We start from the raw sequence: 12,426 nt of genomic DNA on the forward strand, positions 1-12,426 counted from the left end.
GCGGTCCTGGCAGGCCCTGCCCGATGGGACCCGGCCATGTCAAAATAGTCCGTGCAGAACGTCGACGGAGCCGCCATGCAAACCACCCACACCGAATCCCTATCACAGCACCACATCGAGCTCACAGAGCGCTGGGCAGCGCACAACTATCACCCGTTGCCCGTGGTGATCGTCGAAGGGAAGGGTGCGTGGGTCACCGATGCCGACGGCAAGAGATACCTAGATTGCCTATCGGGATACAGCGCGCTCAATTGGGGCTACTCGCCGGAGCGTTTCCTCAAGACGGCGCACGAACAGCTAGACAAACTAACTTTAACGAGCCGCGCCTTCATGAACGATCAGCTTGGCGTGTTCTGTGAGCACCTTGCCAAGTTTTGTGGCAAAGAGGCGGTCCTCCCGATGACGACCGGCGCCGAGGCCGTCGAAACGGCGATAAAGTTGAGCAGACGTTGGGGCTACGAGAAGAAAGGCGTGCCGGAAGGGAAAGCAGAGATCATTACCTTCGAGCGAAACTTCGCCGGCCGCACGACCACGATCGTGAGCTTCGCGGACCCGGGTGAGGCCAAACAGAACTTCGGACCCTACACCGACGGTTTCGCTAGGGTTCCATATGGAGATTTGGAGGCGGTGTTGGGCGCCATTACGCCGAACACCGTGGCCGTGCTGATCGAGCCGATCCAGGGCGAGGGCGGTGTCAACATCCCGCCACCCGGATACATGAAGGCGCTTCGCGAGGCTTGCACTCGCGAAAATGTCCTACTGATCGCCGACGAGATTCAGACCGGATTCTGCAGGACCGGCAAAGTCTTCGCCTGTGAGCACGAGGGTATCGAACCGGATCTCATCTTGATGGGTAAGGCGCTCGGCGCCGGGATCACGCCGATCTCTGCGGTCGCTGCCAACTGGGACGTGATGGAGGTCTTCCGGCCAGGTTCTCACGGGAGCACCTATGGAGGCAACCCCCTTGCCTGCGCCGTTGCGATCGACGTGCTCCGATACATCGAGGAGGAGCACCCCGAGCGCCGCGCCACGGAGCTCGGCGATTGGCTCATGGCCGAACTGCGCACCCAAAGCTTCCGCAAGGTCAAGGAGGTTCGGGGCCGGGGCCTCATGATCGGCGTGGAGATCAGGCAAGAGTTCGGGAAGGCGTATCCGATTTGTGAAGAACTGGCCTCGCTGGGAGTCCTAACCAAGGACACCCGGAGTTCCACCATGCGCCTGACACCGCCGCTGATGATCGAGAAGTCCGACCTGGAGTGGGCCCTTGATCAGCTCGCCAAGGTCCTGGACTAGCCTTGGCAACTGCCTCGTTTTCGACGTTAGGGCAAGGTTGCCGATCACATTCGCCGAACCCAACGGGCCTCTTCAGGAGTCAAACCGCTAGGAGGCCGGGCGTGGGCGGAGAACAATCTGCGCCATAATCCGGTCCGAGTTCGAAATGCGTCATTCCTGGCCCGTTCTGTTTCCGTTGTTGTGCCTCCTGGCTCTGCTGCTTCTCGGATGTGGCGGCGGCGGAAGCCCCAGCCCTGGCGGTGGCGTATCGATCTCCCTAACTCCAACCTCCGCGACCGTGGGTCCCAACGGCCAAGTGGACTTTGTCGCGACCGTGACGGGATCCGCGAATCAAGAGGTTTCCTGGTCGGCGCCCACGGGCAGCTTCAACGCGACGGGCGTGGGCAAGGCGACCTACACGGCGAGCACACTCAGCACCACGGTGACAGCCGCCAGCATTGCGGACCCCACCAAGTTCAAGACCGCCAGCGTGACCGTCGTGGCAAACCAGGCAACCCTCAAGGGGCGCGTTCAGCAGAACGACACCGCCGGCGGCATCTCGGGCGTGGTGATCGACTTCTACAACATCGGCGGAACGGTCATCGGCACGGCCACGACCAACGCCTCGGGCAATTTCACGCTGGCGATCGATCCGTCCGCGGTGACCTTCCAACTCCGCCCAGCGAGCATCTCAAGCGGCTACTACAAGGCATACAAGTACAACGTCAAGCACTACACTCCCCTGGAGTTGGCCTGCCGAGCGCCGATTCCCACGCTGACCGCAGGCACGACGACCAATCTGGCCACACCGATCGTCCTGTCTCGAACGTATGAAGCCCCTCCACCCCCGCCGGACGGGTGCTAGGGAGCGCTGATTGGTGGCACGGGATACTTGGAGGCTGTGGCAGCCTGCTTTTGGACCTCTCGCAAAGAGGCCAAGGCGCAAAGGAACGCGAAGCCGGGAGCCCCTCACCCCCGTTCACTTCGTTCACGGACCCTCTCCCACGATGGGCGAGGGGGTACAGCGCCTCATGCGTCTTTCGGCCCTCGTCATCCGAAAGTCGTAAATCGTAAACTCCGATTCGTCATCCGACAATCGCCACTCGACATTCGTCATTCGAAAATCGTAATTCGTAGTTTCCGAATCGTCTTTCGTCAATCGTCAATCGTCAATCCCTTCACTCCTTCGGCATTCGGATCCAAGCGACGATCTGCTTGATCCTCTCGGCGCCCAGACCCTTAAAGCCAGGCATCTTGCTGGAAGGGCGAACGCTGTCAGGCTTTGTGATGAACCTCTCCAGCCAGACCGGGTCCGGGTTTCGCGCAGCGAGCTTGCGCAGGTTCGGATAGGGCCCAGCGCCCTCGCCGTTCTTTCCGTGGCACCCTGTGCACCCCGCCTTGGAGAACACTTCGAAGCCCTTCGCGGCCATCTCGGCATCCGGTTTCTCGGTGTCGCCACTGCGCGGCACGCCCGTCGAAAGGCTGATTTCGACGTCCTGGTTGCCGGTCAGGGGCGCGGTCCTCCCGCCGAAGAGGGCCGCCGAGACGCCAAAGAAGGCCACAAACGCAAACAGCGTCACCCGGCAAGCGCCTATCGGCCACTTCTTGCCGATCCAGGGCAGAAGCACCAGAAAGCAGCCAAGCAACCCGGGCACGAGCGCCGCCCCGATCCATCCTTGGTGCAGCCATGCGTCGGTGGCCTTCAGCGCGCCGTGCATCGGCCAGGCGTACCAGCTCACGGTCGCGGTCTGCATCGCGAAATCATCCGGGGTGGCGGCAAAGCCGGTTGGCGCGCCCAAGAGAATTCCCAGCGCCGCCGCCATCGCCGCCGGAAAGAACGCGATCCAGGCGGTTCCCTTCAACTTCCAGCTTCCCGGAAGCAGCAGCAGGGCGCCCAGCCCAACGAGGCACGGCAGCACCCATCGGTGCGCGAAATACCAGCCCGCAAGCGTCGGTTCGCCAAGGGCCGAGCCTTGGAGAAGAAACTCAGAGGCCGTGGGCCCCATGATCGGCAGGCGGTAGGCGACTCCCGCCTCGGCGATGGCGGTCTGAACGTCGTGACGGTCCATCGGGAGCAGGTTGCCGGTGACTTGCAGCAAAAACGCCCCCATCGCCACCATCAAGCTCGCATACCAGACCCGAGCGCTCTCCTTGAACCTCCCGGACCACGCGAGCGCGAGAACGGTCAGCGCCGAAAGTGCCAGCAGAAGTGCCGAGCCCCAAAAGTGGACGCCGACAAGCCAACGCGTGAGCGCCTCGTTCCGCATTTGGGAGACGCTCTCGTGCGCCCCCGCCACGTTGGGCGTGTACCTGGAGTGAAGCAGCACGCCAAGCCCCACTTGAAGCAGGACAAGGACGATCAGGCTTTGAGATAGGCCCTTGGCGAAGGCGTTAGTTTTGGGTTCGTCGGGCACGTGGCGATCTCCAGGAAAGAGACGGTCTGAGCGCCCGTAGGGTCACTCAAAGCCGATATTCTCGCCGAGCAAGAGGGCAGGATGGGTACGAAGCCCCACCAATACGTCACTTTTGGGCCATAGTGGCAAACCCGCCCCCTACCCCCATCAGTAGTACAATCAGTAAAACCTACCGACCGTGTGGGCGGCTGGGGTATTCGAGTGAGGTCAGAACTAGAAGGCGGCGCGAACGAGGGCTCGCAACAATTCGGCGAGCAGAACGTCGAGCAGATGCTCCTGCTCGCCGAACGTCTGCGCGCGGAGCACGGCGGCGACCTGGACGATTCGGTCATCCTCGCGGTCTCCGAAGCCTGCAACCTGCCTCCAGCATACGTTCGGCTCATCATCAACCGCCTGCCCGACAAGAAGAAGGGAAGCCTCTTCCAGAGGTTGAGAAAGGGTTTCCTTGCCCTGGAGACCGATGATCGAAGGTATGTGATTGCAGGCACCCTGGGAGCGCTCATTGCCGCCCTAAACATCGCGGGTCTGAAGCTCCAGGACCAATGGGGGCTCTTTGACACCCTGTCGCTGATTCTCCTTGGCGTCGGGCTCTGGAACAGCGCCGTTAGCCCCAATTCCCGGACGGCGGCGTTCGCGGGCGGTCTGTTGGGGCTGTCCTTTTTCATCATGCGGTCGGTGTTCGCGATGGCTCTGCGACTAACCAACGTCCAGTTCGCCACGCCTCTGTTCATCCCGTTCGGTCTCGGTGGCATGCTCGCCGGCATCATCGTCCATCGCTTTGCGAACGCGAACCGCCAGAAGCTGGGCCTTCAAGACCCCCAAGAGGAGCGCCAGCAGCTCCTAAGGCAATTGGTGGAGCTACAGGACAAGCTCCGCGAGGGCGAGCAGAGCATGACGTTTCTGAGCCTCGACATCGTAGGCTCGACGAAGATGAAGGAATACGCTGACCCGCTCAGCGTCGAATTCACCTTCACGGAGTACCACAAGTTCTGCGACATGGCGGCGAGGCGGTTCGGCGGAAGGGTGCACTCCACAGCGGGCGACGGCGTCACCTGCGCGTTCCAGCATCCCCAGCAGGCTTTCCAGTCCGCAAGGTTCATCCAGGCGGGCCTGGTCGAACTCAACGCGTTCCGCAACAAGATCGGCGTGCCGATCGTGCTCCGCGCCGGGATTCACACCGGGACGGTCGTCGCTCCGCCGGGCCAAGACATCTCCAAGATCAACTTTTCACACGTGATCGATATTGCCGCCCACCTGCAGAAGACGGCCCCTCCCGGAGGCGTTGCCATCAGCGAGGACGCAGCGAAAATGCTGCCTGGAGGCGTAACGGCCGTAGGGTCTGACCAGGTCGAGGCTTCCGGTGTTGCCGGCCGCGTTTGGAGCCCCAGAGTCGTCGCGGCCGACGGCGCCCAGCCTCCGCCGATACCGCCTCAAGCGGCGCCTCCACCTTTCGATCTCGACACCCAGGGCACGAGCCTGGAAGGCGCGTAACGGACGCGATGCGCGATAGGCGATACGCGATGTGCGATACGCGATACGCGATGGGCGATGGCCGCAAGAGGCCGCTTCGAGATCGAACGATTCTCTACGAACGGGTGTAGATAGGTGCAGGGTCCCCGCGCGGGTACCCTATTCGCTCCGGAGCTAAGAAGAAACGATGTCAGCGGCCATTCGCATCCTCGGAAACGAACTGCTTCCCATCTACGACAAGGTGCAGCGCGAAGAGCGACTGACCTTCGAGGACGGGATGGTGCTCGCCTCCACCCCGAACCTGACGGGCTTGGGATTCCTCGCAAACATCGTCCGAGAGCGAAGGCACGGCGCGAACACCTACTGGGTACGGAACCAGCACATCAACTACACCAATATCTGCAACAAATTCTGTAAATTCTGCTCGTTTTACGCCAAGAAGGGGGGGCCGGAACCCTACGAGATGACCCTCGACGAGGTGCGCCGAAGGCTCGAATGGCATCGAGACGTGGCCTGCACCGAAATCCACATGGTCGGCGGCGTCAATCCGCGCCTCCCCTATGAGTACTACCTCGGGCTCGTGCGCACCGTCAAAGAGGCGATCCCGGGGGTCCACGTGAAGGCGTTCACGGCGGTGGAGATCGCCGAAATCGCGAGGGTCGGCAAGACGACGATCGAGGGCGCGCTCAGGGACCTGATCGAGGCCGGTCTCGACTCTTTGCCAGGCGGCGGAATCGAGGTGCTCTCCGACCGGGTTCACCAGGAGCTGTTTGGAAAGAAGCTTCGTGGTGAAGAGTGGCTCGCCGTAGCGCGCATCGCCGCAAAGCTCGGTTTGAAGCAGTACGCCACGATGCTCTACGGCCACATCGAGACGAACGAGGAGCGCGTGGACCACTTGATCCAGCTCCGCGAGCTTCAGGATGAGACCGGACACTTTCTCACGTTCACGCCGCTCTCCTTCCACCCCGAGGGCACGGAACTGGAAAACCTGGAGCACGCCACCGCGGACTTGGACCTGCGCATGGTCGCGCTCTCGCGCCTGATGCTCGACAACTTCGATCATATCAAGAGCTTCTGGATCATGAACACCGTTCCGGTGACTCAGATGGCGCTGTGGTACGGGGCCGATGATGCGGATGGAACCGTCCATGAGTATGAGATCACTTACTCGGACTCGGACATCGGCAACAAGAAGCAGGTGCTCACGGTGGACGGCATGAAGAGGATGATCTCTGAGGTCGGGAGGGTTCCGGTCGAGCGGGACTCCCTCTACAACGAGATCGTGCGCACGGAAACTCCTGAGCCCAACGCCCAGCGGCGGCTCACGGCCATCCCTGTGGCAGGAAGCTAGTGTGGAGCCGGATGGTGCGCGGGGGGCCCGCCCGCGTTGCCTCATTCTCGGCACGGAATCGCGTTCAGTCCGCGGCCTGTTCCCATCCCAAAAACCTATCGACCGCCACGGTCTCGACAAGCTTCATAGGGCTTTCCGGCCCATTGCGCGAGAAGCGGGCCAAGCCAGTCCGACTTCCCGATGTCTTGCCGCGAGAGCACTTTGAAGTCGGGCCCCACAAGCATCAAACCCCAAGAAGGGAAGCTGTCTTCTCCGTCACCGCCGTCTTTGACCTGCCGCACGGCGAGGATTCCGGACTTGGGAAAGCACTTCCGTCTTTTGAGTTTGCCCAGGCTTTTTGTCCAGATCAGCTCGCTTTCACTGAATCGGAACACCGTCTGCGATCGAAACAGCCAGAGAAAGATCAGGATCACCAGAACGTCTGTGGCCCAGAAGAGCATGACAAAGCCAACGGTGGGTCCGCTCGCGGTGCGCGCCAAGGCGGAGGCTAGCAACGCGATGCAGCCGCCGGTCCAGCCGAGAATCCACACGATAAAGAAGGCGATCGCGCACCCCATCCCCTTCGGACGGTAACGGATCACCGGGCTTCCCGACTCAAACTCGAGCAAAAAGCCCGCCGGAGGCGGAGCATGGCTTGTAGGTTCGAGCATCAAAATGGGACTTCGCACCGATGGTGCGAAGTCCCTTCTCATAGGTTGAAACGGCGATCTACTTCGATCCGAAGTAGAAGCCATATTCGAGCACAAAGACCTCGCCCTTGCCCACCGTGAAGCGAACCTGGGACGTCGGGTTCATGGCGTAGGTCGTTCGGAAGAAGTAGTCTCGATCGCCCGCGAACTTGCTCGCAAAGGTGTGGTCGTATTCGAGGGTGATGGCGTCGCCGACGCTCCTCGAAATGTTGACCGACATACCCGCGCCACGCGTGTTGTCGCCATCGCGCGGCGTGAGCTGCGCGTAGTTGATCGAGCCGCCAACGACGAAGTACCCGCTATCGCCGAAGATTGAGACTTTGGTCGATGCGGTCACGTTTCCGCCCAAAATATCGCCATAGCGATTGACGGTCGAATAGAAACCGGTCACATCCAGCCAATACTGCTCATCGCTGGAATTGTAGCGGTGGGAAAGAAAGACCAGAGAACTGGCCACTTCGGAGTCGTCGTCCGGAGAGGTTCGCAGGTGGCCGAACCCATAGGTGGTCATGCCCTTGTCGTCATCGCCGCCGGGCTTGCGGATGAAGGCAAAGGTCGCCCCATAGGCTGTAAACCCGTCACCCCAACCGTAGCCTGGCTGAACCAGCAACTGGGTCTGAGGGCCCGACCCCATGATCTTCATGCCCCCGAACGCCGGGCCATGCTGAACCGGACTGATCAAAGGTCGAAGAAAGGACCCTTCATCGGCGAGCGCCGAACCTACGATCGCGCCAAGAAACGCCAGAGCAATCAGTTTTTTCATGTGTGCCGTTCTCCCAAATGATCTCAAATCGAGTTCGAATTCAGCCGAGGAGCGCAGGGGCCATCCTAAGGCTGCAACCCTGTGCGCGTCGGCTGTGAAAGTCAAGACCGCCCGCACCCTGCTTGAGGCGGGCGGCCGATTGTCGTCCCGGCTCACCGGGACTACGGTTACTTCGTGTTGACGACCCAGCCGACCTCAAATCGGTACATTTCACCCTTGCCAACGGTGAAGCGGACCTGTGTTCCGGGTCGCGCGTCCCAGGCGATGCGGGCGAACCAATCGGCCGCTCCGCCAAACTTGCTGGCAAAGGTGTGGTCGTATTCGAACACCATGTTGTCGCCGAACGGGCGAGCGATGTTCACCGAGAGACCCGCGCCACGGGTGGTGGTGCCGGCATCGGGATCCCACTGGGCATAGTTCGCCGAGGCGGCGACCATGAACCCGGGGTCCTTGTCGTTGCCAAAGAGCTGCGTGCCGATCGTCACGGCTGCGCCCATGCCCTTGCCCCAGTCCTCTTCGTTGTCGTAGTAAGCGGCAACGCCCATGTAATAGGGGTCATCCTTGCCCGTATAGTCGTGGCAGACCTGGATGAACGTGTCGTTCGACGACGAGCCCGCGTCGGGATCCCATCGGTTGAACTTCACGGCAAACAGGGTCGCTCCCTTATAGTCGTTTCCGTCCGGCCGGGTGCCATAGGCGAGTTGGAGACCGGACTCGGTCCAGCCGTCGGCCCAGCCATAGAGGCCCTGGGCAAACCACATCGAGGTCTTGCCGCCCAGAAAGGCATCCATAGACCGAGTAAAGGAGATTGGCATCAAGTGCGATCGCGCAAAGGCGTCACCGTTGGCAAAGCCAACAGACGACAAGGCGAGGCCAGCCAAAAGAACGTTCCATCGTTTCGTCATTTGTCTTCCTCCGTGTGTATGCCTCATCCTTCAGGACCCGGCATACAGGACAATGCGAACTATATTCTTAATGATCCTGAAATGTCAAGAAATGGGGCCGATAGACCAGGCGTTTAGGTTCAAAGGTCCCCGTTCAGGCGCCAGGACCTAGACCGGCAGGGCGCCAAGCGCTGCTCGGCAGAACCGCGCGCTTGACGCTACGCAATCCCAGATGTCGCGCCGTGAAGAGTCCTGCTCGACGACCACCCATTGAGTTCCCGCATTCGCGAAAGCCGGAAGGATGCGCGCCCAGTTCAGGTTGCCCTCACCCACCGGCGCATAGTCCACCTCCCAACCAAAGACCGCCTTATCCTTGAGGTGGACCACCGGGATCCGCCCCTTAAGGCGCTCGATTTGCTCCAGAAGGTCGACGCCGGCATGCCAGACCCAATAGGTGTCCAGGATGAAGTGAACCGACTTCTCAGTTCGCTCGACCAGAATGTCGAAGGGCCTTTCGCCGCCCTTGCCCATCCGCTCAAACTCGACAGCGTGGTTGTGATAGCCCATCGAGAGCCCCGTGGGCCTCATCTTCTCGTCTAGCTGGTTGAGGTTGTCGGCGAGCCTGCGATAGCCGTCCAGCCCGCCGTCGCGAGCCCATTGCGGCGGCACGGCAATCGCGGGGAAGGGGCACCGAAGCACCGAGTGAAACAAGATCTCCAACTCAAGGCTCGACTCGAAGCGCTCAATCGGGCGATGCGTGGCGCAGCACTCCAGGCCAAACTCGTCAAGCATGGTCCGGCCCGCCTTGGCGTCCACTTCGGGCCGGTCCCCGTTCATGCATTCCACGGCCGAGATTTGAACGCCTTCATAGCCGAGTTCCTTGGCTCTTCGAAGCGACTGATGCAAGCCCTGCCCGGACTTGACGTGGTCCCGAACGGTGAAGAGTTGAAGGCCGAGCCGCATGGCTGGAGGCTACCCCGCCGCCATCTGCCAAAATAGGCGGATATGGCTGGCCACAGCAAATGGAAGAACATCAGGCTCCGCAAAGGAAAGCAGGACGCGATCCGCGGCAAAGCATTCACCAGACTCAGCCGCGAGATCATCGTTGCGGCGCGCATGGGCGGCGGCAACGTCGGTGACAACGTTCGCTTGAGGATCGCGATCTCCAAAGCGCGCGAAGTCTCGATGCCCGCGGACACGATTGAAAAGGCTATCAAGCGCGGCACCGGCGAGCTTGCCGGCGAGGCGATGGAAGAGCTGACTTATGAGGGCTACGGCCCCGGAGGCGCTGCGGTGATCGTCGAGGTGACGACGGAAAACCGAAACCGAACCGTCGCCGACCTGCGCCACGCCTTCTCCAAGTGCGGAGGGAACCTGGCGGAGAACGGCTCTGTGAGCTGGAGGTTCAAGCGCCTCGCGGAGATCATCGTGCCGAAAGCCAGCCACGACGAGGACGAATTCACCCTTCAAGCCATCGACGCCGGCGCAGAGGAAGTCTCGACCGACGAAGAGTCCTTCACCGTGCACACCGCCGTCGAAGGCATGCACAAAGCGTGCGAAGCACTCGAAGGCGCGGGCTACAAGGTGGAAGAAGCTAACATCACCTACGTTCCGAGCGACATGGCCGCGCCTGCGGCCGACGACCTTCCGAAAATCGCCCGCCTACTGGACATGCTGGAAGAACTCGACGACGTAAAGGAGACGTACGTGAACGTCGACCTGCCGGAAGACGTCTTCGATTCGGCGTGAGCACCTTTCGCCTGCCTTGGGTTTCGCTTGTCCTGATCGCAGGCAGCATCGCGACTGCTTTTGCGCAGCTATGGCAGCCCGAACTGGTGGAAACCTTTGGGTTTCAGATCGCGCATCCGTCCTTCCAGACCGCCCTAAGCAGCCTCTTCCTTCACGCGAACACCCTGCACCTGCTTGGAAACATGGTGTTTCTGGCGGCCGTGGGACCGGCGGTGGAGACCACGATCGGGCCCTGGAGGCTTATCACGACCTATCTGGTGGGCGGATTGGGCGGTGTCGCGCTCCATTGGGCGCTCGCCAACCGTGCGCTCTACGACGAGCCTCTGGTAGGTGCAAGCGGAGCCATCGCCGCCTGCGTTGGGCTTTTCTCCGTGCGCTACCACGCCTCAAGGGTGCCCTTGGCGCCCAGAGTCAGCGCGCCAATCCTGGCGGTCGCGTCCATCTGGCTCGTGATCCAGGTCCTGGGGGCTTTCGTCCACATTGGCAGCGTAGAAGGAGGCATGGCCTATTGGGCGCACATTGGCGGCTTTGCTGCAGGACTCCTGCTGAGTGTCACCTTTCGCATGGACCGTCATGCCCAACTCGACGCGGCTCAGGCGAACCTACAGCGCATGGAACAGCGCAGCGCGGGCGCCGTGATCAAGGCCGCGGAGCAATCCCTTCAGGCGGGTTCGAAAGACCCCAAAGTGCTTCGCCAATTGGCCGACGCGCAGCGAACCGTGGGTGACCACGACAAAGAGTCTGAAGCGCTTTTGGCAGGGCTGGACCGGTTCGAAGTTGAGGACCGCGCACAGGCCATCGAAAGGCTCTCGGAGCTTCAGGCCCTCTCGGCGCTGACGGTTTCCAGGCGCAAGCGCATGGCCGACCAACTCAAAGCGTCCCATCCCAAGGCCGCTTCGTCGCTGCTCGAGTCGGTCGTCGAGGAAACGCGGTCTTCGCCGGAGCTTCCCGACGCGCTGCTTCTCTTGGCTGAAGTTCAAAAGGAGATCGATCCGGCGCGCGCGCAAGGCCATGTCGACGAGATCTTCCGGGATTTCCCGATGCATCCGGCCGCCGAGGTCGCGCGGACCCGAGGGTGGTCCTCGTGAAGGCCTGGTGGCGTCGGCGTCGCAAGTTCTTGCTTGGCGGGCTCGTCTTCTGGTTTGCCCGCTTGCTCTGGCTGTCGATGCGCGTCAAGGTGATCGGCAAAGAGAACGCTCTGCCGTGTGGCAGGGGGCGCATCTTTGTGGGCTGGCATGGGAAGACGCTGATGCCCGCCAACTACTTCTACAAACAGGGGGTCTGGGCACTGTTTAGCCTCTCGAACGATGGCGAGCTACAGTCCAGGATCTTCAAGCGGTTCGGATTTCAGGTGATCCGCGGGAGCACGGGACGAGGCGGTGCCAGGGCCCTCATCGAGAGCATCCGGGTGCTGCGCGCCGGCGACGCGATGGCCATCACACCCGATGGCCCGCGTGGCCCCGAGTGCCGCGTCCAACCCGGGGTGCTGGCGATGGCCCAGAAGTCCGGCGCCGTGCTGGTGCCTGTCGGAACGTCCGCGCGGCACGCCACGCGGCTCGGCACCTGGGACCGCTACATGATCCCGTGGTTTTTTACAAAAGGAGCCGTCTGCTTTGGCGAGCCGCTTGAAGTGGCCGCGAACGCGACGGAAGCCGAACTGGAAGCCGTCCGGCTGGCCTTGGAGCGAGCCGTCGAACGGGCAGAAGACGAAGCGGACCGGGCCTGCGGAAGGACGCCGCCGGTCCGGTCCAGCGTCAGTTCGGTCTCAGAGGCGTTGTCGCGAGCGCCTGCAACTGAGGATGAAGGAGCCCTTCACGAGGTCCAGCGGAACTGA

The 12,426-nt window shown here is 61.8% G+C and carries 12 protein-coding genes; 7 read left to right on the forward strand and 5 right to left on the reverse strand.

The window, feature by feature from the left end; translation table 11 throughout:
• Positions 1-75: 75 nt before the first annotated feature.
• Both rocD and HZC36_06005 read left to right on the forward strand, forming a co-directional pair.
• A complete protein-coding gene (gene rocD / locus HZC36_06000; protein ID MBI5706525.1) occupies positions 76-1,293 on the forward strand; it encodes an ornithine--oxo-acid transaminase in 1,218 nt (405 codons plus the stop codon).
• Positions 1,294-1,438: 145 nt separating this feature from the next.
• On the forward strand, positions 1,439-2,137 hold the full coding sequence (locus tag HZC36_06005; protein MBI5706526.1) for a hypothetical protein: 699 nt from the start codon (positions 1,439-1,441) through the stop codon (positions 2,135-2,137).
• Positions 2,138-2,450: 313 nt separating this feature from the next.
• Here HZC36_06005 and HZC36_06010 read toward each other — a convergent pair whose 3' ends face one another.
• On the reverse strand, positions 2,451-3,686 hold the full coding sequence (locus HZC36_06010; GenBank protein MBI5706527.1) for a c-type cytochrome: 1,236 nt from the start codon (positions 3,684-3,686) through the stop codon (positions 2,451-2,453).
• A 201-nt stretch (positions 3,687-3,887) separates the two neighbouring features.
• On the opposite strand from HZC36_06010, the gene HZC36_06015 reads away from it, so the two are divergent.
• Positions 3,888-5,177, forward strand: coding sequence for an adenylate/guanylate cyclase domain-containing protein (locus HZC36_06015; protein ID MBI5706528.1), 1,290 nt, complete (start codon positions 3,888-3,890; stop codon positions 5,175-5,177).
• 166 nt (positions 5,178-5,343) lie between these two features.
• Positions 5,344-6,507, forward strand: coding sequence for a CofH family radical SAM protein (locus tag HZC36_06020; GenBank protein MBI5706529.1), 1,164 nt, complete (start codon positions 5,344-5,346; stop codon positions 6,505-6,507).
• 95 nt (positions 6,508-6,602) lie between these two features.
• Here HZC36_06020 and HZC36_06025 read toward each other — a convergent pair whose 3' ends face one another.
• The 4 genes from HZC36_06025 to HZC36_06040 all read right to left on the reverse strand — a co-directional run bounded on the left by HZC36_06025 (position 6,603) and on the right by HZC36_06040 (position 9,806).
• Positions 6,603-7,157 carry a hypothetical protein gene (locus HZC36_06025; GenBank protein ID MBI5706530.1) on the reverse strand — a complete coding sequence of 185 codons (555 nt, stop codon included), beginning with the start codon at positions 7,155-7,157 and terminating at the stop codon, positions 6,603-6,605.
• 58 nt (positions 7,158-7,215) lie between these two features.
• Complete coding sequence (locus tag HZC36_06030; GenBank protein ID MBI5706531.1) at positions 7,216-7,959, reverse strand: hypothetical protein; 744 nt, start codon at positions 7,957-7,959, stop codon at positions 7,216-7,218.
• 167 nt (positions 7,960-8,126) lie between these two features.
• Entirely contained in the window at positions 8,127-8,750 is a 624-nt protein-coding gene (locus HZC36_06035) for a hypothetical protein (GenBank protein ID MBI5706532.1), read from the reverse strand.
• A 261-nt stretch (positions 8,751-9,011) separates the two neighbouring features.
• Positions 9,012-9,806 carry a sugar phosphate isomerase/epimerase gene (locus HZC36_06040; GenBank protein ID MBI5706533.1) on the reverse strand — a complete coding sequence of 265 codons (795 nt, stop codon included), beginning with the start codon at positions 9,804-9,806 and terminating at the stop codon, positions 9,012-9,014.
• Positions 9,807-9,848: 42 nt separating this feature from the next.
• Between HZC36_06040 and HZC36_06045 the strand changes: the two genes are divergently transcribed.
• From HZC36_06045 to HZC36_06055, 3 genes are read left to right on the forward strand one after another with little or no spacing between them, the layout of a single operon-like run.
• Complete coding sequence (locus HZC36_06045; protein ID MBI5706534.1) at positions 9,849-10,592, forward strand: YebC/PmpR family DNA-binding transcriptional regulator; 744 nt, start codon at positions 9,849-9,851, stop codon at positions 10,590-10,592.
• Complete coding sequence (locus HZC36_06050) at positions 10,589-11,680, forward strand: rhomboid family intramembrane serine protease (GenBank protein MBI5706535.1); 1,092 nt, start codon at positions 10,589-10,591, stop codon at positions 11,678-11,680. The genes HZC36_06045 and HZC36_06050 overlap by 4 nt, the downstream gene beginning before the upstream one ends.
• Positions 11,677-12,426 carry a lysophospholipid acyltransferase family protein gene (locus HZC36_06055; protein ID MBI5706536.1) on the forward strand — a complete coding sequence of 250 codons (750 nt, stop codon included), beginning with the start codon at positions 11,677-11,679 and terminating at the stop codon, positions 12,424-12,426. The genes HZC36_06050 and HZC36_06055 overlap by 4 nt, the downstream gene beginning before the upstream one ends.

The organism is Armatimonadota bacterium (assembly GCA_016223145.1).
Lineage (GTDB): Bacteria > Armatimonadota > Fimbriimonadia > Fimbriimonadales > Fimbriimonadaceae > Nitrosymbiomonas.

Excerpts from the sequence above, each read along its gene's own strand:
- rocD (MBI5706525.1), top strand. The coding sequence starts at position 76 with ATGCAAACCACCCACACCGAATCCCTATCACAGCACCACATCGAGCTC.
- HZC36_06005 (MBI5706526.1), top strand. The coding sequence starts at position 1,439 with ATGCGTCATTCCTGGCCCGTTCTGTTTCCGTTGTTGTGCCTCCTGGCT.
- HZC36_06020 (MBI5706529.1), top strand. The coding sequence starts at position 5,344 with ATGTCAGCGGCCATTCGCATCCTCGGAAACGAACTGCTTCCCATCTAC.
- HZC36_06025 (MBI5706530.1), bottom strand. The coding sequence starts at position 7,157 with ATGCTCGAACCTACAAGCCATGCTCCGCCTCCGGCGGGCTTTTTGCTC.
- HZC36_06030 (MBI5706531.1), bottom strand. The coding sequence starts at position 7,959 with ATGAAAAAACTGATTGCTCTGGCGTTTCTTGGCGCGATCGTAGGTTCG.
- HZC36_06035 (MBI5706532.1), bottom strand. The coding sequence starts at position 8,750 with ATGGATGCCTTTCTGGGCGGCAAGACCTCGATGTGGTTTGCCCAGGGC.
- HZC36_06040 (MBI5706533.1), bottom strand. The coding sequence starts at position 9,806 with ATGCGGCTCGGCCTTCAACTCTTCACCGTTCGGGACCACGTCAAGTCC.
- HZC36_06045 (MBI5706534.1), top strand. The coding sequence starts at position 9,849 with ATGGCTGGCCACAGCAAATGGAAGAACATCAGGCTCCGCAAAGGAAAG.